The organism is Acidobacteriota bacterium (genome assembly GCA_028875725.1).
Classification (GTDB): Bacteria; Acidobacteriota; Thermoanaerobaculia; order Multivoradales; family Multivoraceae; genus Multivorans.
The window spans coordinates 489,278-510,380 of the sequence record JAPPCR010000023.1; the positions used below are offsets into that span (position 1 = coordinate 489,278).

General features: G+C 65.3%; 19 protein-coding genes and 2 pseudogenes. 8 read left to right on the top strand and 13 right to left on the bottom strand.

Annotated elements, in window-relative coordinates; all coding sequences use genetic code 11:
- Nucleotides 1–7: 7 nt before the first annotated feature.
- Complete coding sequence (locus tag OXI49_17690) at nt 8–352, bottom strand: hypothetical protein (GenBank protein MDE2692332.1); 345 nt, start codon at nt 350–352, stop codon at nt 8–10.
- Between the two features lie 71 nt (nt 353–423).
- The gene (locus tag OXI49_17695; protein MDE2692333.1) at nt 424–1,407 is read right to left on the bottom strand and encodes a hypothetical protein; all 984 of its coding nucleotides are present in this window, start codon (nt 1,405–1,407) and stop codon (nt 424–426) included.
- On the opposite strand from OXI49_17695, the gene OXI49_17700 reads away from it, so the two are divergent.
- Nucleotides 1,389–3,023, top strand: coding sequence for a sulfatase-like hydrolase/transferase (locus OXI49_17700; GenBank protein ID MDE2692334.1), 1,635 nt, complete (start codon nt 1,389–1,391; stop codon nt 3,021–3,023). The two genes, OXI49_17695 and OXI49_17700, sit on opposite strands and share 19 nt — an antisense overlap.
- A 55-nt stretch (nt 3,024–3,078) precedes the next feature.
- On the opposite strand, the gene OXI49_17705 is transcribed toward OXI49_17700, so the two are convergent.
- The 9 genes and pseudogenes from OXI49_17705 to OXI49_17745 form a co-directional block, all read right to left on the bottom strand.
- The gene (locus OXI49_17705; protein ID MDE2692335.1) at nt 3,079–3,417 is read right to left on the bottom strand and encodes a hypothetical protein; all 339 of its coding nucleotides are present in this window, start codon (nt 3,415–3,417) and stop codon (nt 3,079–3,081) included.
- A 216-nt stretch (nt 3,418–3,633) separates the two neighbouring features.
- Nucleotides 3,634–4,590 (bottom strand): hypothetical protein, encoded by a 957-nt coding sequence (locus OXI49_17710; protein MDE2692336.1) that lies wholly within the window; start codon nt 4,588–4,590, stop codon nt 3,634–3,636.
- A 2-nt stretch (nt 4,591–4,592) separates the two neighbouring features.
- On the bottom strand, nt 4,593–6,314 hold the full coding sequence (locus tag OXI49_17715) for a DUF3696 domain-containing protein (GenBank protein ID MDE2692337.1): 1,722 nt from the start codon (nt 6,312–6,314) through the stop codon (nt 4,593–4,595).
- Nucleotides 6,311–6,955, bottom strand: a complete 645-nt coding sequence (locus OXI49_17720; GenBank protein MDE2692338.1) for a restriction endonuclease subunit S — start codon at nt 6,953–6,955, stop codon at nt 6,311–6,313. The genes OXI49_17715 and OXI49_17720 overlap by 4 nt, the downstream gene beginning before the upstream one ends.
- Before the next feature lie 185 nt (nt 6,956–7,140).
- Complete coding sequence (locus OXI49_17725) at nt 7,141–8,727, bottom strand: class I SAM-dependent DNA methyltransferase (GenBank protein ID MDE2692339.1); 1,587 nt, start codon at nt 8,725–8,727, stop codon at nt 7,141–7,143.
- Between the two features lie 51 nt (nt 8,728–8,778).
- Nucleotides 8,779–10,287 carry a sigma 54-interacting transcriptional regulator gene (locus OXI49_17730; GenBank protein ID MDE2692340.1) on the bottom strand — a complete coding sequence of 503 codons (1,509 nt, stop codon included), beginning with the start codon at nt 10,285–10,287 and terminating at the stop codon, nt 8,779–8,781.
- Nucleotides 10,288–10,418: 131 nt separating this feature from the next.
- Nucleotides 10,419–10,685: pseudogene (locus tag OXI49_17735) on the bottom strand (type II toxin-antitoxin system YafQ family toxin).
- Nucleotides 10,672–10,935, bottom strand: a complete 264-nt coding sequence (locus OXI49_17740) for a type II toxin-antitoxin system RelB/DinJ family antitoxin (GenBank protein MDE2692341.1) — start codon at nt 10,933–10,935, stop codon at nt 10,672–10,674. The pseudogene OXI49_17735 and the gene OXI49_17740 overlap by 14 nt, the downstream one beginning before the upstream one ends.
- Nucleotides 10,936–10,993: 58 nt before the next feature.
- Nucleotides 10,994–11,137 (bottom strand): annotated as a pseudogene (locus OXI49_17745) (TonB-dependent receptor plug domain-containing protein).
- A gap of 198 nt (nt 11,138–11,335) precedes the next feature.
- On the opposite strand from OXI49_17745, the gene OXI49_17750 reads away from it, so the two are divergent.
- The 7 genes from OXI49_17750 to OXI49_17780 all read left to right on the top strand — a co-directional run bounded on the left by OXI49_17750 (nt 11,336) and on the right by OXI49_17780 (nt 18,259).
- Nucleotides 11,336–12,385, top strand: a complete 1,050-nt coding sequence (locus OXI49_17750; GenBank protein MDE2692342.1) for a hypothetical protein — start codon at nt 11,336–11,338, stop codon at nt 12,383–12,385.
- Between the two features lie 156 nt (nt 12,386–12,541).
- The gene (locus OXI49_17755; GenBank protein ID MDE2692343.1) at nt 12,542–13,081 is read left to right on the top strand and encodes a hypothetical protein; all 540 of its coding nucleotides are present in this window, start codon (nt 12,542–12,544) and stop codon (nt 13,079–13,081) included.
- A gap of 24 nt (nt 13,082–13,105) precedes the next feature.
- Nucleotides 13,106–13,723, top strand: coding sequence for a hypothetical protein (locus tag OXI49_17760; protein ID MDE2692344.1), 618 nt, complete (start codon nt 13,106–13,108; stop codon nt 13,721–13,723).
- A 315-nt stretch (nt 13,724–14,038) separates the two neighbouring features.
- Nucleotides 14,039–16,186, top strand: a complete 2,148-nt coding sequence (locus OXI49_17765; GenBank protein MDE2692345.1) for a VCBS repeat-containing protein — start codon at nt 14,039–14,041, stop codon at nt 16,184–16,186.
- Nucleotides 16,186–16,533, top strand: a complete 348-nt coding sequence (locus OXI49_17770; protein MDE2692346.1) for a hypothetical protein — start codon at nt 16,186–16,188, stop codon at nt 16,531–16,533. The genes OXI49_17765 and OXI49_17770 overlap by 1 nt, the downstream gene beginning before the upstream one ends.
- A gap of 624 nt (nt 16,534–17,157) precedes the next feature.
- The gene (locus OXI49_17775) at nt 17,158–17,391 is read left to right on the top strand and encodes a DUF4926 domain-containing protein (protein ID MDE2692347.1); all 234 of its coding nucleotides are present in this window, start codon (nt 17,158–17,160) and stop codon (nt 17,389–17,391) included.
- 289 nt (nt 17,392–17,680) lie between these two features.
- A complete protein-coding gene (locus tag OXI49_17780) occupies nt 17,681–18,259 on the top strand; it encodes a VCBS repeat-containing protein (GenBank protein MDE2692348.1) in 579 nt (192 codons plus the stop codon).
- Nucleotides 18,260–18,313: 54 nt separating this feature from the next.
- Here OXI49_17780 and OXI49_17785 read toward each other — a convergent pair whose 3' ends face one another.
- Nucleotides 18,314–18,499 (bottom strand): type II toxin-antitoxin system HicB family antitoxin, encoded by a 186-nt coding sequence (locus tag OXI49_17785; GenBank protein MDE2692349.1) that lies wholly within the window; start codon nt 18,497–18,499, stop codon nt 18,314–18,316.
- 392 nt (nt 18,500–18,891) lie between these two features.
- Nucleotides 18,892–21,006: a carboxypeptidase-like regulatory domain-containing protein gene (locus OXI49_17790; GenBank protein ID MDE2692350.1), complete on the bottom strand. Its 2,115-nt coding sequence runs from the start codon at nt 21,004–21,006 to the stop codon at nt 18,892–18,894.
- Nucleotides 21,007–21,103 lie beyond the last annotated feature (97 nt).

Consider the following 21,103-nt stretch of genomic DNA (forward strand, 5'->3'; position numbering starts at 1 on the left):
AGTACGGTCACCAGACGGCGGAACGGTAGAAGACGACGACCGCCTTCGAGTCGCCCCGGTCCGCGTGGAAGTCGATCAGCTCGCCGTCCTGGTTCGGCAGCTCGAATTCGGGCAGTCGCTCGCCGATGGCCGGACCGGTCGGGAACTCGTGTTCCGCCGGGTAGCGGCGGCCCGGGTGGCTCGTCGGCACGGGAACCGTGATGCCGAGATCGTCCTGCCGAGCCTCCGGCAACTGGTTCTCGTGCGCGCCCTTCACTCTCTCGTTCTCGTTCTCGTCGCCGTCCTGGGCAAACGCCGGAACGGCCAGGAACATCGTGACAAGGGCGAGCAAGGCAAGTCGGCCTCTCTTCATGGGTCGAACGCTCCCTCTCTCTGATTCGGATGCCGGAAGCGGCATCCGTCTTACTCTAGCCCTGAGCCCGCCTAGAACGGTGACCAGGCGGGGTTGCTGTTGGATCCTGTGCCCGTCAGTCGCATCGGATTGGAGCCATCCAGGTTCATGACATAGATCTCCCTCCCTCCGCCGCGCGAAGAATCGAAGGCGATCCGGGTGCCGTCGGCCGACACCGAAGGGTTGGAGTCGGCACCTGGGGCGGTGGTCAGACGGCGCTTGTCGGAGCCATCGACGTTCATGATGTAGATCTCATAGTTGCCGTTCTGCGGTGCCCCGTCGCGATCGGTGGAGTAGACGATCTGCCTGCCGTCGGGTGTCCAACTGGGGACCTCGTCAAGAGCACGAGTGAACGTCAATCGCTGCTGGTTGGTGCCATCGACGGCGTTGGCCAGATAGATCTCCGGGTCGTCCCGGTCACCGTCGGCTTCGAAGGCGATCCACAAACCGTCGGGCGACCAGGCGACGAAGTTGTTTACGCGCCCCAGAGGATGGTCTTCGGTGAGCTGCGTGAGGTTGTATCCCCAGTTTCCGGCGTCGACGTTCGTACGCCACACCTGAGAGCTGCCGCTGCGATTCGAATCGAAGGCGATCATCGAGCCGTCGGGCGACCAGGAGGGGCCGCCGTCGTTGGCCGCGTGGCTGGTGAGACGGACGACGTTGGAGCCGTCGGCGTTCATGATGTAGATGTCGGCGTTGTCGTTGCGAGATGATGCGAATGCGATCCGGGTGCCGTCGGGCGACCACGTCGGGGCACCATCGAAGCCCGGATTGTTGGTCAGCCGCGTCAGGTCGGAGCCACCTTCGTTCATGACGTAGATCTCCGGGTTGCCGTCCTGATTGGATACGAAGGCGATCCTGGAGGAGTTGTTCTGTGCAGCCGCTGGCTGCACATGTGTTGCAGTCGTGACGGCAAACAGAAGGCAGATGAAGAGAACGGGACCCATCGCGTTGATCTCGTAGGCTATCGCCCCAACCACTCGAAAGGACGAGAATGATGAATCGATGCGGCGCACGACGCGGCCTGGTCGCCCTCGGACTCGCGGTGGCCTTCGCGGCCGGAACCGTGGGCACGGCTGCACAGTTTCAGCCCGCCGAGATCGGTCCGACCCAGACCATCGACTGGCAGTCCGGCACCGATCCCCAAGGACGGCCCGCCGGCGAGAGACCGCCCAACATCGTCGTCATCCTCGCCGACGACCTGGGCTGGAACGACCTGAGCTGGCTCGGCGGCGGCGTCGCGGGCGGCACGGTGCCGACCCCGCACATCGACTCGCTGGCACGTGACGGCGTCCACTTCGCCAACGGCTACTCGGCGAACGGCACCTGCGCGCCGTCACGAGCCGCCCTGATGACCGGTCGCTACGGCACCCGCTTCGGTTTCGAGTTCACGCCGACGCCGCCGGGGTTCGCCACGATGGTGCCCCGGCTCTCGAGCACGGAAGGCAGACTCCGGCAGACGAGCGGCAACACGGAAGGGGCTTCGCTTCCCATCGACGAGAAGGGTGTGCCGCCGTCCGAGATCACGCTCGCCGAACTGCTCAAGCCGGCCGGCTACCACACCGTGCACATCGGCAAGTGGCACCTCGGTGTGGGCGACGGCATGCGGGCCCACGAGCAGGGCTTCGACGAGAGCCTGCTCATGAGGAGCGGCCTGTACCTGCCCGAGGACGACCCGAACGTCGTCAACTCGAAGCAGGAGTTCGATGGGATCGACCGTTTCCTGTGGCGCTTCATGCGCTACGAGGCGTCTTTCAACGACACTCCCGCCTTCGAACCCGGCGGGTACCTGACCGACTACTACACCGACCAGGCGGTCCAGGTCATCGAGGCCAACAAGGACCGGCCCTTCCTTCTCTACCTGGCGCACTGGGCGGTGCACACGCCGCTCCAGGCGCTGCGCGCCGACTACGAGGCGCTGTCCCACATCGAGGAGCATCGCCTGCGGGTCTACGCCGCGATGGTGCGCTCACTCGACCGCAGCGTCGGCCGGGTGCTCGAGGCGCTGCGCGAGAACGGCCTCGAAGAGAATACGCTCGTCTTCTTCACCTCCGACAACGGGGCGCCGGCCTACATCGGTCTGCCGCGCGTCAACGAGCCGTTCCGCGGCTGGAAGATCAGCTTCTTCGAGGGCGGCATCCACGTGCCGTTCCTCCTGAAGTGGCCTGCTCGCCTCAGCGCAGGCCAGGTCTACGAAGACCCGGTGCACGGCTTCGACATCTTCGCGACCGCGGCAGCCGCGGCCGGAGTCGATCTGCCCGGCGACCGGACAATCGACGGCGTCGACCTGGTGCCGCACGTCCTGGGTGAGGTCGAAGGCGCGCCGCACGACCGTCTCTTCTGGCGCACCGGCGACTATCAGGTCGTCCTCGCCGACGGCTGGAAACTCCAGATCAGCGAACCCCCCGGGGGAGTATGGCTCTTCAACATGAAGAAGGACCCCACCGAGCAGCACAACCTCGCCGACTCCGAGCCGGAGCGGGTCGCGGCCCTGAAGAAGCTCCTCGCCGAGCACAACGAGGAGCAGGCGCCGCCGATCTGGCCCTGGGCCACCCGAAGCCCGGTCAACATCGACAAGACGCTGCTCGACCCGGACGCTCCGGAAGACGAGCACATCTACTGGTACAACTGAGCGCGGATGGATGCCCAACCTTGAGCCGCTAGGCACCCGGCCGCCGACGGAGCGATCAGCTCGCGAGCTTCTCAAGCGTGTCGACTCTTCCCTCAAGTCGATTTAGCGCTACGCGATCGTTGACCGCATCAACCTCGATCGAGTCGAGTCGGGGGAGTCGGAGCCGCGCCTTCCGACGCTTGCGAACGTACTCAAGCCAAACGCCAATCGCGGTCGCCGCGACGGCGATGTCGGCGAGCACTGTAGTGATGGGAGTGGCTTCCGCCAAGCTGTAGTCGCCATCCTTGGCGATCTGCCAGATGCCGATGGCACTGGCAGCAATGAAGCCAATGCCCAGATAGACCACGACGGCGGACCACGTCTGAGCTGCCCAACTCGGTTTCTCCTCTGACATTGCGTTTCCTCCCTTGTTGCCAGCCTACGGTTCTCGGCTCCGCCGTATGCGTCTGACGCCGTGCGGAGCCGGTGCCGGTCTCCGTTCCACCGCAGGTCCGGCTGGTTGAAGTGGCCCGCCTGAGGCCACGCACCTCCGCCTTGGCCCTGGAGGCAGTGTGCCTCTGAGCCTGTTTGAGACGGACGTTCACTACGCCGGTGGGGCCGCCTGGACCGTTCAGCGCGGGCCTCCCGCGATCTTCCGGTTTCCCACAAGTTCAACAGGCGCTCCAACGATGTCGAAGTCACTTGGAGGGTCCTGCGCGTACTGCTCCCACCGATGCAGGTACTGCTGTTCCGAGAGCAGGGTAACGTCGTCGGTTGCACCGGAGCTGCCCGTGTCGAGGCCGGTCCCGAACTGGATGCCGCAGAGGTCGGTCAGCACATAGCGGTTGTGCATCTGGTCCCGGCCTTCTCTCCGTTGGAGCCGCTTGACGACGACACGCAGCCCCTCCGGGGCGCGGCCCGGAAGTTCCGACCTGCATGCGTCGTCAAAGTACGCGTCCCTGCCCCTCTTGCAGGAAAACTCAGTGAGGATGATGAGCTGCTCCGGCGGAGGACCGGGTCGGTTCCGGAACATGCGCTCGCAGAAGCTCTCGAAAACCTGCAGGTTCTCACGTCGTTTCGGCCGGAAGTAGGGATCGACGAGGACGATCCGTTTGCTGAGACGGAGCGTCGAAGCGACGGCGTCAGCCATGGCTTCGGCCCGCCGGTCGACGAGAAGGCCCCGGGGCACTTGCCAGAGTGGGTGTTCGTCAAGGTCGTCGTGGAGCAGAATGTCCGAATGTCCTCCAGGGTTCGAGCCGGCGAGGATCGCGTCAAAGGGACAGCGTTCGTGTTCTCGCAGGGCGCCGGCGAGCCATCCGGCGGCCTTGTCCGGGTTCGGCTCGCCCCCTGGGCGACCAATCGTTCGGCCCTTGAGCTTGCGCAGAAACAGGCTCAACTGCTTCTTGCGTCGCGTACTTCCTGAGTACTCCGACTCATTGAAGGCGTTCAGTACGTCGTTGCGCCACTGGGCCGGCCAGCGGGACACGACGCGGCCACCGTCCATCGAGAACTGGCTCCGGTAGTAGCGCGCCTGATCCTCGTTCCATGTGCCGACCAGGTGAGGCTCCAACGCAAACTCCCGGATCATCCTCAGAACAGTTCCTCTTCGCGTTCGTCGAAGAACCCGTCCGGCCAAGGATGCGCGAAGTCGCCGTCGGGTGTGATGGGAATGTGGACGACTTCCGCACCCTCGGAACCCGGCTCCACATAGAGCACCGCAACGTCCTCCGGCTTGACCGGGAAGCCGACTTCCTCGCCGTCGGAGGTCTCGCGGATACGACGCAGAATCCTCAGCATCAGGTGCTCGCTGTGCGTCTCGATCAGAAAGCGGTTGCCGGCCTCACCCAGCGCAGACTCCAGGAAGACGTCGCCAAGCTCCGCCTGCAGTGCGGGATGCAGGTGGATTTCCGGCTGCTCGATAGCGATCCACTTGTCACTGGAGGCAAACGCCGCGACCAGCACGGGTAGCAACTGGCTTACGCCGATGCCGACATCGCGATGGCTCACCGGTGTAACGGATCGCTTGTCGATCAATGAGAGTTCAGAACGTGCTTCGCCGCGCCTCCCGGCGACCGCGTCCCGGATCCAGCCCTCGGCGACAGTGTCAGACTCGATGATGTCGCCAACGACGTTTGCAATCTCGCCGTCGAGAACCTCGTTGTCGGCAGCTGACCGTTTATCCGTACCTTGGCGAATCAGTTCCAGCACCCTGGCTAGAGACTCGCCTTGGTCGGAGAACGGCGTCGAGGCCAACTCGGACCGGGCGGCCTGGGACTCACTGCGCTCCACTTCCTCAAGCAGTTTCAGCGCAGCTTGGTCCAGCGTCTCGCCAAGTCTCAATCCCAGTTCGAACTCCAGATCTCCGGCGGGAAGCAGCTCCTGAACCTGGAGCTCGTACGGCGTCTTCAGACGGCCGGTGTCTCCCAGCCACTCGTTTACCCGTCCCCTGACGCCATCGTTCGTCCGAACCACGTCCCACGCATGGCCTCCTCCGGCAAGCCAGTTGGGATCGACGGCTCCGGAAGACGAGTTCAACTGCCGAGGCGGGTATGAGCGAAGGGGGCCCAGATAGCGGAAACTGCCGAGAGCTTCTTCGACCGGCGCCGCGGCGCCGTCGAGTAGCTGCCTAAGGCGATTCTCGCGCCCGGATTCGAGAGCTCCAGCCGGGCGCTGGTGTCCCGACGCCCGCCTGAAGCGAGGAAACAGCTTGCGACCCGGTTCAGCCCCGGCCCCTACGACGGCCTCGGCTGCCGGCAGGAGCTGGCCAGTGCGCGCTATCGAGGCCGGCACCAAAGGGGGGCGTTGGCTGAAGACACCCTTGAACGCCGAGTGGTCTGCGTCGAGCAGATCAAGTACCAAGACGCCGCCGCTTCGAGCGCTCATCGTGAGCAGCGGCGCTCCGTCTACCAGCAGGGCGTAACGGGACACGAGCGCACCTGCCACACTGTCAGCCCCATCTGCCGAGATGCTCAACTCAATGCCGACACGGCTTGCTTCGGGGAGCCCCAACCTTCTGGCCGCTGTACCATCCGACCATTCGAAAGCGAGTTCGACCTGATGGTTCCACCAGTACCTCCGGTGGACGTAACTCCGATACCCTCCCAAGTCGATGGAGTCGCCGCCGACGCTGGTCCGATGGACGTCGACATCACCCGTCTCGGCGGCGTGCTGCGCCAGCGCGAGGGAGTGGATCACGCTGGACTTGCCGGAGCTGTTCGCGCCAAACAGCAGCGTGATGGGCCGCAACGGCACGCGCTGCGTACGACCGAAGGCCTTGAAGTTGCCGATACGGAGAACGTCCAGACGACTCATGGCGTGTCCCCGCAGAGGGCCGCCGATCGCGCCGACGCCTCCTCATTGAGCACGGGCGCTCCGGCCTCACGGGAAGCGGCTCCCCTGGGCTCCGGGAACCACCGAGCAAGGTCGGTCAGGTGATCGCCCACGACGCCCGCTCGGCGCCGGGCTTCCTGCAGTCGCCGCGCCGCCTCGCGAAAGTCGCTCTGACGTTCCATCGGAGGGATGGGAAGCCGAACGTCCTTCACGTCCGCGACGAGGAGACTCCGAAGCGGCCCCTGACCGAGAGACCGCAGCCACGAGCGACGGAGCCTGAACCAGGCGAAGAGGTACCAGGAGTCGATCGCGTCGCCGCACACGAAACCTAGGACACCCGGTCCTGCAACTACGTGTGTCCCGGCAATCGCGATGAGTCCGATCCTACCCGCGGCGCTCAGCAGCACGGATCCCGCCGGGAGAAGCCCGTTGCCGAGGTGCTTCGCGCTCTCGTCCTCGAGCGAGCGCGCGGTTCTGGTCACCACCCATGCGCCGTCGCGGGCCAAGTCCCTCGGGGTTACCCATGGAATGCCGCCACCACGATGCTCCGGCGAGACTCGTTGGGCCGGCCCGCCTAGGCGGACGTCGCAGACAGTGCCCAAGGCACCTTCTGCCCAGCCCATCGGGTTCGCGAACGGGTCGCCGAGACAGCGTACGAAAAACGCGTCAAGAGCACGGCCCGTCATGCGGTCGGCCTCGGCGCGAAGTTCGAGCAGGCCGTCGATCTGATCTCGTAGCCGTTTCGCTTGGTCGCCCTCCATCGGAGGTCGGACGCCGTCCACCGTTGCGCGATGTGACTCGGGCATGGTCACGCCTCCACCGCGCGCAGCACCTGCTCGAGACCGGCGACCAGCTTCCTCTCGATCTCGATCGCGTCGCGGATCAGCTCGGCCGGGTCTTCGTCGGGAAGCGGCTCCGGGACGACGGGCCTGTAGCGAGAAGCGGCGAGAACGCAGCCGTTCTCGGCGATCATCTCGAACGGCGCCCACCAAGAACGCGGTTCTTCGCTGCTCCGGGGCAACACGGCAAGGGCCTCGTTACCTACCGGCTCACGGAAGCCGGACGCTCGGTAGGCCTCCCATTGAGTGAGCAGGGGGGCAACGCCGCTTGAGTCCGCCGTCACCTGGTCGGCACGGCAGCCTCGGCTGCTTGCAAGAGCATCGCTGCCAAGCTCGTGAAACCAGACGCAGCGGGTGGCCGCCGCTGCCTGCCGCTGACTGAGGGCCGGACGTCGGAAGAGGACGACGGACGCCCTGAGGCTGCTGTATGGCCGAAAGGTGGAAGGCGGGAGGGACACGACGGCCAGGATCTGGAACCGCCGGAGGAGCCACTGGCGCAGTTCGCCGTGCGTTCGTGAGCGGCCCTGCAACATGAGGTCGGGGACCACCATTGCACAGCGCCCGCCCGGGGCCAGAGACTCCGCCAGAAGCAGCGGAAACAGCATGCCGATTCTGGCGGACGAGACCGGCAGGTCGCCGCGCACTCTTTCCCTGCGATAGCGATTGCCCATCGGCGGGTTCGAGAGCACAACGTCGTACTCGTTGCGTCGCCCCGCAAAGAGCGGCTCGCCGAGATCGTCGAGTGCGTCCCCGTTGTCGAGCCGCGCCCCTCGCAGTCCGTGAAGCGCCAAGTTCGCCGTAGCGATCCGGGCGACCGTTCGATTGAGTTCCGTGCCATGCAGGAACCTGCCTCTTCCGGCTGGTTCGGGCAGGTCCTCTCCAGCCCCTCCGGTCTTACCCCGAACGTGCTCCGCTGCGTCGACCAGAAATCCTCCCGTTCCGCAAGCCGGATCGTGGATCGTCTCGCCAGCGGCAGGGTCGAGCATTTTGACCATCAACTTACGGAGGCGTCGAGGAGTGCGGAACTCGCCGATGGGTGAGGACCCTGTGTCCTGGAGGTTCGTCAGTACGTACTCGAGCGCCTCTCCTCCATCATCAGTCCTAGACTGGTTCAGGGTGATCGCGTCGACCTCGTCGACGATCCGCCGGAAGGTCTCCGGATCCTCGATCCGGAGCGTGGTGCCGCGGAAGAACGCAGCGGTCTGGCGATCCATCCCCCCGAGCGACGCCATGTAGGGGAGCACGTCGTCCCGCACGAACGCGAGCCGGTCCTCTGCCTCCAGCGAGCGCCATCGGCTCCAGCGGTAGCGCTGCGTCTGGTGGGGGAAGAGACCCTCCTCCACCAGGGCTGCCCCCCCGCGCTCCGCGCCTATCCGCAACCGGTCTTCCTCCTCCTCATCGAGCAGCTTCAGGCTGATCAGCAGGGCGATCTGCTCGACAGCGTCGATGGGTTCAAGAAGATCGTTCTCGCCGGCCCCGCCACGAACGAGGCTCGTCAGGAGGTCGAGTCGGTCCTGGAGTTCCTTCTTCATCGTCGGTTCGGGGAGGGGCGGCATGCCGGGCGTGCGGGCGGGCCGGGAGCCGGCGGTGGTGCAAGCCCCCTGCCATCACTGCGTCAGACCATAACGCTTCATCCAGTTGGTGAAGGTCTGGTAGCTGGGAAGGCCCACGAGCCGGGCCGCCTCGGTCTTGTTTCCTCCTGTCTGCTCCAGGGCTCGCTCAAGGTAGTGGCGGGCCACATCTGCCAGGAGTTCCCTGAGATCCAGGCCTTCTTCCAGCGGACGGTTCAGTACCGTCTCGCGCCGGTCGCCGGCGGCCAGAGGAATCAGAGCCTCCCGCATGTCCTCAGCGGTCAGGGTCTCGTCGGAGGACCAGATGGCGGCGCGGCGGAGGGTGTTCTGGAGTTCACGCACGTTGCCGGGCCAAGCGTGGGAGAGCACCACTTTTCTTGCGCCGACAGACAGTTTCTTGTTCACGAATCCCGGCTGTTCCGCCCCTTCGCGGTTCACCTGTTCCAGGAACCGGTCGAGAAGGAGCGCCAAGTCGCCCGGGCGCTCGCGCAGCGGGGGCAGGCGCAGTACCGCCACGGCCAGACGGTAGAAGAGGTCCTCTCGGAAGCGGCCGGCCGCCACCTCGGACGGCAACGAACGGTTGGTCGCGGCCACCGGCCGGACATCGACCTTCAGCGGACGCGAACTTCCCACCGGCAGGACCTCGCCTTCCTGGAGCGCGCGCAGGAGCTTCACCTGGGCCGGCAAGGGCAGTTCACCGATCTCGTCGAGGAAGAGGGTTCCGCCATCCGCGCTGACGAAGTGACCTCTGCGGCGCGCCGAGGCGCCGGTGAAGGCGCCCTTCTCGTGGCCGAAGAGCTCGGACTCGACGAGTTCGGGCGGCAGGGCGCCGCAGTTGACCGCCACGAAGGGCCGGTCACCGCGGGGGCTTGCGCGGTGGATCGCTCTCGCCAGCAGTTCCTTGCCGGTGCCGGTCTCTCCCTCGATCAGGACCGGTACGGAGCGCGGAGCGACGCGTCGCGCACGCAGGACGACGCGCTTCATCGCCGGGCTCCGGTGGATGATCTCCTCGAACTCCGGCGCCTCCGGCGGAAGTCCGGCCGCCAGCCGTTCCAGTTCCCGGTCCGACTGCCGCAGAAGGTCGGGAAGGAAGTCGGCGCTGATGTCGAACGGGACGGACACGTCGCGGACGCCGTGCTCGCGGGAGGACTCGATGAGTGCGGCAGGAAAGCGCGTGTTGGCGAGGATGAGCCAGATCGCCGCCATGGCCGGCGTGCCGGGGCTCAGGTGGAAGGTGAGAGAGGTTTCGGCCGCGTTGTCGATCGCTCCCTCGCACGCGCGGACCGCGGCGGCGTAGATCTCGCCGAAGTCGGTCGGGCTGGTCAGATTCTCATGGACCATCCGAATCCGCACGTCGCGTGATCGCGCCCTCAGCCAGGACCGGTAGCGGCTCGCGGCGTCCGGCTCCTGGTTCGTGAGCAGGCAGGCCTCATCGAATCGCCGTGCTGAAAGCGCTTGGGCGACCGGCCCCGTGCCGACCTCGGCATGCTCGTTGGGAGCGCGGAGATCCGCGGTGCCGATCCAGGAGACGAGGACTCTGTGCATTAGTTGAGAGTACAAAGATCATTGTTGTCTTCGCAAGTTGTCTTAGGGCGCAGAGCCCCGCCGAAGTAGCCGAGTCCGAAGCGGTGTGCGCCGCCTCCCCCAGCCACTAACCCACGCCGGATCACGCATCGCAAACCGAGTTCTGAATGGGATCCGAGGCGCACGAGCCGGAGCGTCCCGGGATCGGGCTTCTGGTAGATCAGCACCAGGTCCGGCTTGACGTGGCGGTCCCTCTGGCCGCTCCAGTTGCCGCTCAACGCATGGTCGTGGTGCCGTGGCTCGAGTGAGCGGTCGCCGGCCAGGGCCTTCAGGACCGGTACCAGGACGGCATCGAGTGACTTCCGATGCCGGCCGCGAGATTCGCGCTTGAACTGGGAGATCCGCTCAATCGTCCGCATGCAGATCGTCGAGCAGCTCCTCGACGCTGGCGAACCGGGGAAGTCCGCCTCGACGGGCTTCCTTCATGGCCTCGATGGTGGCGGGGTTAGGCACCAACGGCGCGAACGGCAGCGCCTTCTCGTTGACGACCTTGGTCAACAGGAGGCGTACCGCGTCGGAGACGGTCAGACCCATGGCGGCCAGGACGGCTGCCGCTTCCTCCTTCACGGCCGGGTTGATGCGAGCTTGCACGAGGTGGTTTGCCGCCATGGGACTTCCTCCTGTGCATGACACTATCAGTCGCCGGTAGCGATCAGGTTCGCGGCGTCCCGGCGATGGCGTCGGAACCGTACTGCGCCGAGGCGCCGTCGCGGAGCACCTCGACCTGACGCAGCGCGATGGCCGGGATGACCGCCAAGTCCGGCCCCTGGGCGCCGATCGAGACGGCGTCGCCGTCCCAGTGGATCACCGCGGTGCCGATCCAGGAAACGAGGATTCCGTGCATGCATCGAGGGTACAAGGATCGTTGCTTGTTCCGCTAGATGTCTTACGCTGGCCGAACCCTCCCATATGGGGGGCGACTTCGTCGGGGACGCTTTGGAATAGTAGGCTTGTTCTCGTTCAGAGCCACTTGCTGGCCGGTTCCCCACGATCGAACCTCACCTGAGCCGTGAAGCACTTGTTCCCACTGGCGTTGCTGCTGTCTCTGGCGATCGGCCCTGTCGGCGCCGAGACGCTCTACAACAAGGACGGCGTCCAGATGTCGGCGACGGCGCGTCCCATCGAGCCCGGCGCGGCGACCTGCCGCATTCGGGAGGAACGTCATTCAACGGCGGAGTACGAACGGCTGAAGCCGAACGACGGGCAGCCCCTGGACGTGTGGCGAGTGGAGCTCGTGGTCGCCAACTACTCCGGCAGGGTGCTCGACTACCTGAACGCCCATCTCAACGTGAAGTCGGACTGGCCGCCCTGCGACCACTGGGACGGGCCGGAATCCAGCTACGGGCCTCAACAAGTCAAATGGACCGGTCCCCTGATGACGATCCACGAGGTGGGGAGCGTGCAGCCGGGCGAGGAGCGGCGCGAGATCAGGTTCGTGCTGGCGTGGCACGACGACGATCCGGTGCTCGGGCGCTGGGACATCAACTACACGTTCGAGGACTCACCGCCTGAGGCCGGCGGCGGAAGCGAAGCGCCTGTGCGACAGGCAATCCCTGATCCCTTGGACCCCGCTCGCGGCGGCGCCCAGTTCCAGCCGGACGAGACGTGTGCGGATGTGTCCTTCCGGAAATCTTGTTGGATAGAGATAGAGAACCACCCGGGCTGCTACGTTTGGAATCCGTTTCCCCAAACGGAAGAGACGATCACCTGGAGCGGCGGTTGCACAGGCGGTCGGCCCAGCGGCACAGGTGAGCTGGCATGGAGCTTCACGGACAGCGGCGGCAAGCCGCGAACCTCCTCCCACATCGGTGAAATGCGGGACGGCCAGAGGCACGGCCACTGGGTCGACCAAAGCGCCTCTTTCGAAGGCTACGTCGATGAAGGCTCGTACGTGGACGACAAGAGGCACGGCTACTGGATCAGTAAGGACGACGAGGGTCATGTGTTCTTCCACGGACCCTACGTCGGCGGTAAGGCGCACGGCCGCTGGACCTCGGACATCGGCGGCGTACTTTCGTACACTTGTTACTCTGACGGGGACGAGGTGCCGTGCCCTTAGAATCTGCATCAGGGCGCTGCTGATGTTCCATCCACCCGACGTTTCCACGCCTCTCGCCCCTAGCGTCATCCCGGCAGACTGCACCCGCGCCGCGTACCGCCAGCAGGCCGTGCTCAGTCGTACCGAGCAGCTGGCGACGACAATCAGAGCGGAACTGTGACTCTTGTCGCCATCGCGATTGGGATCCATGCGCTCGCCGTCGTCGTCACGATCGCCATCATGGAGTACTTCCGCCAGACGCACATTGACTTCGGCGAGTACGACGACGTCCAAGGACTGTCGTTCGTGAAACAGCCTGGCTACTGGAAGTACCGGCTGGTGAAGCAGCATGATCACGAATGGGCTAGCAAGCCGCGTGCGGCCGGGGCCTTGCTGAAGCAGGAGAGCATTAACCTCGGGTGTGCTGCGAGCGTCACCAGGACTGGCGTCACCCTCAAGCCGGGATATGCATGGGACGGAAGTTCTGGGCCTGCAAAGGACACCTGGACCGGCATGCGAGCCTCCGCTCTACACGATATCTGGTGTCAGGCAATGGCAAACCGAATCTACGTCCGGGGTTTCCACAACTGGTCTCTCGGTGCTCGGGAGTACCGGCGAGTGTGCATCGCCGACCACATGCCAAAGTGGAGGGCCTGGGGCCGGTACGTGGCGGTATGGTGTTACGGTCGCTTGAAGTACAGGCACCTCCGGCGATGACCCGAGCACAGCTTCATGAATGACATGGCAATGGTGCTGACGGTCGCGAAGGCCAGCGTTCCAGAGGGAGCAGTCACGCTCCAAAACGGCGCAGCCGCGGCCTGGCTGGCGGCTGTAGTGGCGTTTCTATCCATGGTTTGCTCGATCTTGTTCGCCGGAAGGGCCGAAGTCAAGGCCCGGAGGAATCTGTCGCTCCGCGAGTTCGAGATTCAGCAAGCCTACCGCGCTCGAGTGATAGAGTGGGCCAATGAAGTGGTTGCCGTGATGTCTGTCGCTACGATCATGTGCGAACTCGACCCAGCCAGAGTGCCGGATTTCTTTTCCCAAAGGAACGTCATCCGGACGAAGCTCTCCGAACTGATAGATCGAGGAAGGTGGTTCTTCGAGAACGACAAGAGTTCCGATTACGGCACTTGGAAGGAAGATGCGTATCAGGGGCTCTCTCCCGCGGCGATCAGCCACATCAAGAAAGTGGAACAGTTAATCTCAGGACTGAACTATAAAGAAGCGGACCACAACCCGTGTCAACGCCCACTGATAGTGTCCGAGAAGAGAGCCTTTGTTAGCGAGATACAGAAGTTCGCCGGTCCAGCGCAAGCCCACAGGGAACTGGCGAAGTTCCGCACCCCAGCTCCCGGATGAATGGCCGGCTACAAAGGAAAGGCCAGGAGCCGGTAGCGGAAGTGGTGTTGGGTGTGGCAGGCGGCAGACAGACTCTTGGCGGTGTGGAGAGGCGGCGCACTAGGGCCGTCTGGTGGTCGCTGGCGCAAGAACTTAGTGTTTTCCCGGCAGAGGCGCGCAGAAGGTCCAGCGCCTTACAACGAGCAGGATTACGGCGAGGGTGACTCGGCGCTTTCCGCGCGTAAGGCGCTTCAGTTGTTGGGCTCTGCGTTCACCCTGATGGCCTTGGTTGGCCTGGGGGTCGCCCAGCAGGCTCGGCCATCGGAGAGCGTGAAGTTGGCGAGTTTCGCGAACGATGCGGGCGCGGTGGGCGGCACCTGCGAGCCGGACGCCGAGACCCTCTGCCTCCACGACGGTCGCTACGAGCTGCAGGCGGACTGGTGGACCAGCGATGGCAACAGGGGCGCCGCACAGGTCGTTCCGAAAGCGACGAGGGACTCCGGCCTGTTCCGGTTCTTCGATGCCGACAACTGGGAAGTCCTGATCAAGGTTCTCGACGGCTGCGCCGTCAACGGCCACCACTGGGTGTACGGCGCCTCGACGACAGACCTCGGCTACGAGATCCGGGTGAGCGACACCGCGACTGGTGACCTCAAGACGTATCGGAACGAGCCCGGCCGGCCAGCCCCCGCGATCACGGACGCCGAGGCGTTCCAGGCAGTCTGCGAAGCAGGCGTGTCGTCCTCGGTCGCTTTCCCCGATTGGGGCTTCAGGGGCTCACCGGGCAAAGAGCTGATCCCTGTTCCGCTGATCGACGAGTCGGTGTCCGGCTGCGTGACCGACGGCACGTCGCTGTGCCTGGCGGACAGCCGCTTCGCGGTAAGCGTCGACTGGTCCACGGCAAGCGGAGCCGAGGGATCCGCGAGCACGGTTCCCGGCGGCACGAACAACTCGGGCCTCTTCTACTTCTTTGATCCGAACAACTGGGAGATGCTGATCAAGGTGTTGGACGGCTGCGCGATCAACGGCCACTACTGGGTGTACTCGGCGGCCGCCACGGACCTCGGGCTCGACATCACGGTGACCGACACGGCGACCGGCGCGACATGGACCTACGAGAAGGAACCCGGTCCGCCGGCTGCCGCCATCACGGAGAGCGAGGCGTTCCCCGACAGTTGCGATGCGAGGCCGCTGCCGGAACTCGTTTCGCCCGGGTCGCTAGCCATCGAGAGGAGTGTTTGGGGGGCCAACGTGGCCATCAACGACGTCTACCTCCTTCCGTTCGCGGCCGACTTCGACGGAGACGGCGACGACGACGTGCTGCTCGCACCGTCGGACAACATCCTCAGTCCGGCGTCCGGTGTCATCCTGATCAACAACGGTGATTTCACGTTCGAGGTGGCAGCCGGAGACCGACCGAGGGGCATAGCTCACCGAGAGATCCTGATGGCGGACTTCGACGGCGACGGGCGGAACGATTTCTTCATCGCCGACCACGGCTACGACAGGGAGCCATTCCCCGGCTGGCACAACCAACTCCTGCTGTGGACAGCGACCGGCTACCTTGACGCCACCGACCGGCTTCCGACTGACCCGACCGGATTCACGCACAACGCCGCAGTCGGCGACATCGACGGCGACGGCGACGTGGACATCCTGGTGGCGAATCACGGGGGCGACTGGATTCCTGGGCCGTACTTCCTGATGAACGATGGCGAGGCCAGCTTCGTCGCCGACACAAGCGGGCTGCCTGACAGGATGGAAGCCGAGTGGGAGCGGTGGCCCTGGGCGGTCCAACTGGCAGACCTGGACAACGACGGTCACCTGGATCTTCTTGCAGGCGCCAGCAGTTTTCTCTCGAGCGACGAGTCCTTCGTGTACTGGGGTTCAGCGGCAGGGGAGTACCGGGACGAGGATGTGACGGTGTTGGCGATGCCGGGGTTCATTGCTGCCTACGGTGACGGCGCGGTGATCTCCACGGCGCTGCACGACTTCAACGGGGACGGTCGGACCGACATCCTGCTTGGTGGCTACGACGACGGGTCCGGGGCGCTGGGCCGCCCACCGCGGCGCGGTGCGCAACTGCTCGTGAACGAGGGTGGGCGAGTGTTCGTCGACGAGACGCGGCGCCGCCTTGGCTCAAGCGCCTGGTCGGAGTCGGTGGAAAGCTGGCATCTCGGGCACCGGTTCTTCGACTTCAATGGCGACGGAACGGTCGACATCGTCCCGCAAGTGTTCGACGTCGACGATGGCGAGAACGTTCTCGCGTGGCTGAACGACGGTACGGGGCGGTACGCGGTCCTCAAGAGCACCGACTTCGACAACACGGAGACGATGCGGCACACGTTGCGGCACTTTGCGTCCGGCGTGACCGTCCATGCCGCTGGGAGCTTCAAGTACCTGTGGTTCCACAACGACGGCACCCATCTGGTGGCGCACGCGGGTGTCGTGGTTGAGGGTGCCGCGATACGGCGCCAGGACTGATGGCTGGCGCCAGCGCCTGGGCGGTCGGGGAAACCTGGCACGTGGAGCATCGCTTCTTCGACCTCAACGGCGATGGCACGATCGACATCGTGCCGCATCTTCTGCTCGACCATGGCGAGAACGTGCTGGCCTGGCTCAACGACGGAACAGGACGCTATGCGGCTCTCAAGCTCAGCGACTTCGGCAACGCCGAGGAGGTGTTCGACGCGCTGGGCAACTTCGCGTACGGTCCGAAGGTCCAAGCCGGCGGCGTCTTCAAGTACCTGGGGTTCTATGGTGACGGCACGTATCTGGCAGCGGATGCTGGAGTCGTCGTCGAGGGTGCCGTGATACACCGCCAAGACTGATGGGCCAGAGGCGCCGGTTGCACACTCCGTAGTGGCTGCTTCCGGGCCGCTCAGCGCTCCGGGACAAGCTCCGCAGGCTTTGGCGTCCTGAACGAACCCTCGGTAAGCTCCTTCATCGTGGGAGGGACAGGCAGGTGCAGCCCCTCTAGGCGTGTTTCCGCTGGCCTCCTACCGTGTCCTGGGATCCGATATCGGGTTCGTGCCGGAGCGTGGCACGAGGACGATCCGGTGATCCGGCGCCGGAGCATCGGGGCGCTCAGTGACCTAGCCCTCGCGCCTGAACCTTGAAGCTGCCGAACGCTGACCAGGCGATCGTCGATGAATCGAAAGTGGTCGAGTACCTGCTCTCCGCGAGCCACCCTGAGGGCTAGAGCAAGGCGGCCTTCTTTTCGACGTTCGGATTTCGCTCACACCTTTGGAAGAGGTTCGCACGGGCGCTGCGCGATCACGGAAACGTCGGCGAGGCAACCGACGTGTCAAGATCGCACTACGGAACGAGGTACAGCGTGGACGGCCCCATCGAGACTCCGAGTGGCCGCGAACCCCGAGTGCGGACCGTCTGGGTCATTGACAGGGAACTGGAGGTTCCACGCCTCGTCACCGCCTATCCGCTGAGGAGACGAAATGCTCGCAGAACATGACAGGATCGTACTCACGGGGGACCTTCGGGATGACCGCCTGAAGGGCGGAGACGTCGGCACGATCGTGCACGTTCACCGTGATGGCGAGGCCTTTGAGGTGGAGTTTCTGGCCCTGGACGGCAACACCGCAGCGGTGGCGACCGTGCCGGCATCGAGGCTCCGCCCCGTGACGGCTACCGACCTCACCCACGCGCGGGTGTTGAAGAAGGTCGGCTGAAGGCCCGCATTCCAAGATCGGGCGGCCCGCTGGCAGCCCGGGCTGCGTACCCGGACCGGCGGCCGGGCGCCTCCTGGCGTCGTCGTCGTGCTCGTTGTAGGGTTTGATCCAAGGTGACTCGGCTCTTCTGAACACCCAGGTCGCTTGGGCTGTTAGGCGCCGCCTTCGCCTTGATCGCCGTGGTCGGGCTCGGTGCCGCCCAGCACCCTCGATCGCCGGAGAGCGAGCGGTCAACGGCCATCACTGGGTGTACGGCGCCTCGACGACGGACCTTGGCTACGAGATCCGGGTGCGCGACACTGCGACGGAGGACGTCAAGACGTACCGGGACGCGAACGCAACGGTCCTGCCGACTCCGGGTTTCTTCACCGCCCTGGGGCGCGGCCAGGTGGTGTCCGCTTCCGTGCACGACTTCAGCGGGGACGGCCGACCGGACATCCTGCTCGGCGGCTACCGATTCGGCTCGTGGGTGCGCGGTGTGCAGGTGCTGGTGAACGCGGGCAACCGAACCTTCTTGAACGAGACGCTCCACCGGCTCGGTCCAAGCGCCTGGTCAGCGACCGAGAGCTGGCACGTGGGGCACCGCTTCTTCGACTTCAACGGCGACGGCTCGGTGGACATCGCGCCGCAGTGGTACGGAGTGGGCGCGCACGTGATGGCGTGGCTCAACGACGGAACGGGGCGCTACGCGGCTCTGAAGACCACCCGGTTCAGCGACGCGGACGCCGTGCTGCCCTTCGCGCACGGCGTTGTCGTGCGCGCCGGCAACGCGTTCAAGTACATGGAGTTCCTGGGCGACGGGGTCCGCCTGCACGCGAACGCGGGGGTAGTAGTCGAGGGCGCGACTGTGCGCCGTCCGACACCCTGACCGCCGCGCGCAGCCTCCAACAGGCCGGCCTGGACTCCGCCCAGGCCGGGGCCATCACGGGCACCACCGCCGCTCCTGCTCTTCGGGAGACGCCTGCTTGAGGAAGAGCTCCAACGCCGCCCGCAGATTCTCTCGCGCTTCGCGTCCGGTGGCCCCCTGGCTGACTACGTCGAACTCCGGGCAGCGGGCGACGTAGAGGTCATCTTCACGTTCGATGACTGCGGTCAACGTTGTGTTCATGCTCTCTCCCTCCAAGCTCCGTGAGCCCTTGATTCTACGGCCTCGGTCGTTCCCCGGAGCGCCCCGGCTGAGGCCTGCTCGATGACGCCGCGGTGCTCTACCGGGACAGGTGCCGGTCGAAGAAGCGCACGATCACGTCGTGCACCTCGTCCGACTCCGGCAGGCGCGGGTTGAACGCGAAGATCGCGTGCCCGAGGCCTTCCCAGACGTGCAGGTCGGAGCGGCGGTCTTCCCGCGATAACTCTAGAGGCCGAAGCCTGAATCGGTTGCACGAGCGAGCCCCTGATCCGTGATCTGACCGGGAACCTCCGTCAATCCGCTATGGCCAGCGATCCGCAGCCAAAGCCGTCTTACGCTCGACCGGCAATGGAACTCGCATAACCGCCCTGCGATCAGTCGCCTATCTCGACTTCCGTAACCCGTCGACGCTCCGTTCGCACCAAAGCCGTCTGTTCGTTCCAGCGCACGGAGTAGGTCCCTTCGGGGAGGTTCGTGATCGATTCTCCCGCCCGGAACGTTCTCGCGCCGCCGAACCAGATGCGCAACGCGCCAAGATCCCAGCCTCCGGGGCCCGTGACTTCCACTCCCGCCACCGGCGCTTCGCCAACGAGCATGATGGCGGAGTCCGATTCGCGGGCGTCGAGATCGACCCCTCGATCCAGCGCGGCCCGAAGATCCTGCCAGCCGGTGAGAACATACCGCCCGTCAGTCTGGCACGCGATTCGGACTCGTTCCGCCAACGGCGGCAAGGGCTTCTGTCTGGCCCTCCCCGCGTCGATTCGGATCATCTGAGACGCACCCGACTCCATCTCCACGAAGCAGAAGCCGCGGTCACCGCCGACGATGCGAATCTCCAGTTCCTCGTTCGGCGGTTCATCCACCAGGAGGAGTTCCACCGCCTCGCGGTCAGCGTAGTCCCGCAACTCAACGTTCAGGAGAGAGGACCGTTGATGACGCAACCGCGCCCGCAGTTGGTAGGCACCGGGCGAGAGACCCAGCACCTGGAATCTACCGCTGGCGTCCGCCACGACCGCTCGACGGCCTGGGAACACATCGACCGTGGCTTCAGCGGCCAGACCGCCTTCAGCGTCCATCACCGCGCCCTCAATCACTGCCCCGCTGTAGTCGAAGTTGTGGACGAACTCCTCGCCAGGAGCATTCGGCACGGCCACCCCGCGAACCTCCTGCCGCACACCCTCGAATGACATCCAGATCACCTCCCAAGCGCCGGGAAGCACATCTCTCATCCGGTACCTTCCCTCCGCATCCAGCAGCGCCCGCCTCTCCTGCGGGCGACTTGTGACGGCTTGGGTCGTGGGCAGGCCCCGGCCGACCGTTCTGATCACACCCTCCGGAAGCTCGTCGTGTCGCTTCTGCTGCCACACCAGCACGCCATCTCCAGGAAGACCTCCGATCGCGACCCGGCCGGACACGATCATCGTGCTCCGGTCGCAGCGCACGTTCACGTCGCCCGTCTCACTCTCCTCGGCCCGCTCGCACACCGGAACGCCGTCATCGACGACCGTGAGGCGAAAGGACCCCAGGGGCACACGGTCGACTACGGCCCTGCGATCGACCAAGGCAGCCGTCATCCGGTCCCTCGGATGGCCCAAACCTCCTGTGTCGAGCACGACCTGGCCAGCTTCCACGTCCGACTGCACGGTCACACGGCGGCCTCGTGACAACTCGATCGTCCCCGCGTCGAGCCATTCCAGCCCCTCGGCCTCAACCCCGAACTGCAGAGGCGCGAAACCCTCCGCTTCCACGCGAAGAGTCGAAGCGCCCGGCGCCAGCCCAAACAACTCGAAGTACCCTTCGGCGGTCGTCTCGACGGTATCGAATTCGCCCAAGGCCCAAGCCATCAGCGGACCGAAGGCAGCCGCTGGCATATGCGACACTTCGGCGCCGAACACGGGTTCGTACTCTGGACTCACGACGTAGCCGGACACCCAGGCCGAGGCAGGAGCAATGAGGTCACCCAAGTCCCGCGTCTCCCCTGCCAATCCCGTCACGTCGAGCCGTAGCAACCCCGCGTTGCCAGCCGAGAGTTCAAGGGTCCAGGAACCCGGACTCAGTTGAATGGAGAAACGGCCGTCCGCCTCGATCGCTGCGAAGTTACTGCTCGTCACCCCTTTGTGCCTCCGGAGGGCCGTAACCCGACCCGCCGCCGCGGGCGTGCGCCCGTCCGCTGCCAGGAACCTGCCTTCAACTTGCAACGCGGCCGCAAGCGGGATCACAAAGGGCTGCTGGAAGGTCGCGCCTGCGCCCTCGGGCAACTCCAAGCGTTCGAGATGGTAGCCCTTGGCTTGCGCAACGACCTCCCGGCGTTCAACGAGCGACAGGCGGGCCAAACCCTCCTCGTCGACCTGCCATTCTGAGCTGCCGGCCCGAACACGCGCCTCGGCAATCGGCGACAGTCTCCCGCTGTCGACGACGCGGACCCAAACGTGCTCGGCTTTCATCAGCACGACCTGCCCCAAATCCAACGAGGCCTCGAGGTCCAACATCCGTGAGAACGAGAGCTCACCGTGGTCCGCTCGGACCGATGCGACGCCCTCCGAGAACCCGGACAGGTGGAACCGGCCATCGGGCGTAGATTCCCCG

Excerpts from the sequence above, each read along its gene's own strand:
- OXI49_17705 (MDE2692335.1), bottom strand. The coding sequence starts at position 3,417 with ATGTCAGAGGAGAAACCGAGTTGGGCAGCTCAGACGTGGTCCGCCGTC.
- OXI49_17730 (MDE2692340.1), bottom strand. The coding sequence starts at position 10,287 with ATGCACAGAGTCCTCGTCTCCTGGATCGGCACCGCGGATCTCCGCGCT.
- OXI49_17785 (MDE2692349.1), bottom strand. The coding sequence starts at position 18,499 with ATGAACACAACGTTGACCGCAGTCATCGAACGTGAAGATGACCTCTAC.
- OXI49_17720 (MDE2692338.1), bottom strand. The coding sequence starts at position 6,955 with ATGGGCTGGGCAGAAGGTGCCTTGGGCACTGTCTGCGACGTCCGCCTA.
- OXI49_17740 (MDE2692341.1), bottom strand. The coding sequence starts at position 10,935 with ATGGCGGCAAACCACCTCGTGCAAGCTCGCATCAACCCGGCCGTGAAG.
- OXI49_17770 (MDE2692346.1), top strand. The coding sequence starts at position 16,186 with ATGGCTGGCGCCAGCGCCTGGGCGGTCGGGGAAACCTGGCACGTGGAG.
- OXI49_17715 (MDE2692337.1), bottom strand. The coding sequence starts at position 6,314 with ATGAGTCGTCTGGACGTTCTCCGTATCGGCAACTTCAAGGCCTTCGGT.
- OXI49_17700 (MDE2692334.1), top strand. The coding sequence starts at position 1,389 with ATGAATCGATGCGGCGCACGACGCGGCCTGGTCGCCCTCGGACTCGCG.
- OXI49_17760 (MDE2692344.1), top strand. The coding sequence starts at position 13,106 with ATGGCAATGGTGCTGACGGTCGCGAAGGCCAGCGTTCCAGAGGGAGCA.
- OXI49_17775 (MDE2692347.1), top strand. The coding sequence starts at position 17,158 with ATGCTCGCAGAACATGACAGGATCGTACTCACGGGGGACCTTCGGGAT.
- OXI49_17690 (MDE2692332.1), bottom strand. The coding sequence starts at position 352 with ATGAAGAGAGGCCGACTTGCCTTGCTCGCCCTTGTCACGATGTTCCTG.
- OXI49_17725 (MDE2692339.1), bottom strand. The coding sequence starts at position 8,727 with ATGCCGCCCCTCCCCGAACCGACGATGAAGAAGGAACTCCAGGACCGA.
- OXI49_17790 (MDE2692350.1), bottom strand. The coding sequence starts at position 21,006 with ATGTTGGACCTCGAGGCCTCGTTGGATTTGGGGCAGGTCGTGCTGATG.
- OXI49_17710 (MDE2692336.1), bottom strand. The coding sequence starts at position 4,590 with ATGATCCGGGAGTTTGCGTTGGAGCCTCACCTGGTCGGCACATGGAAC.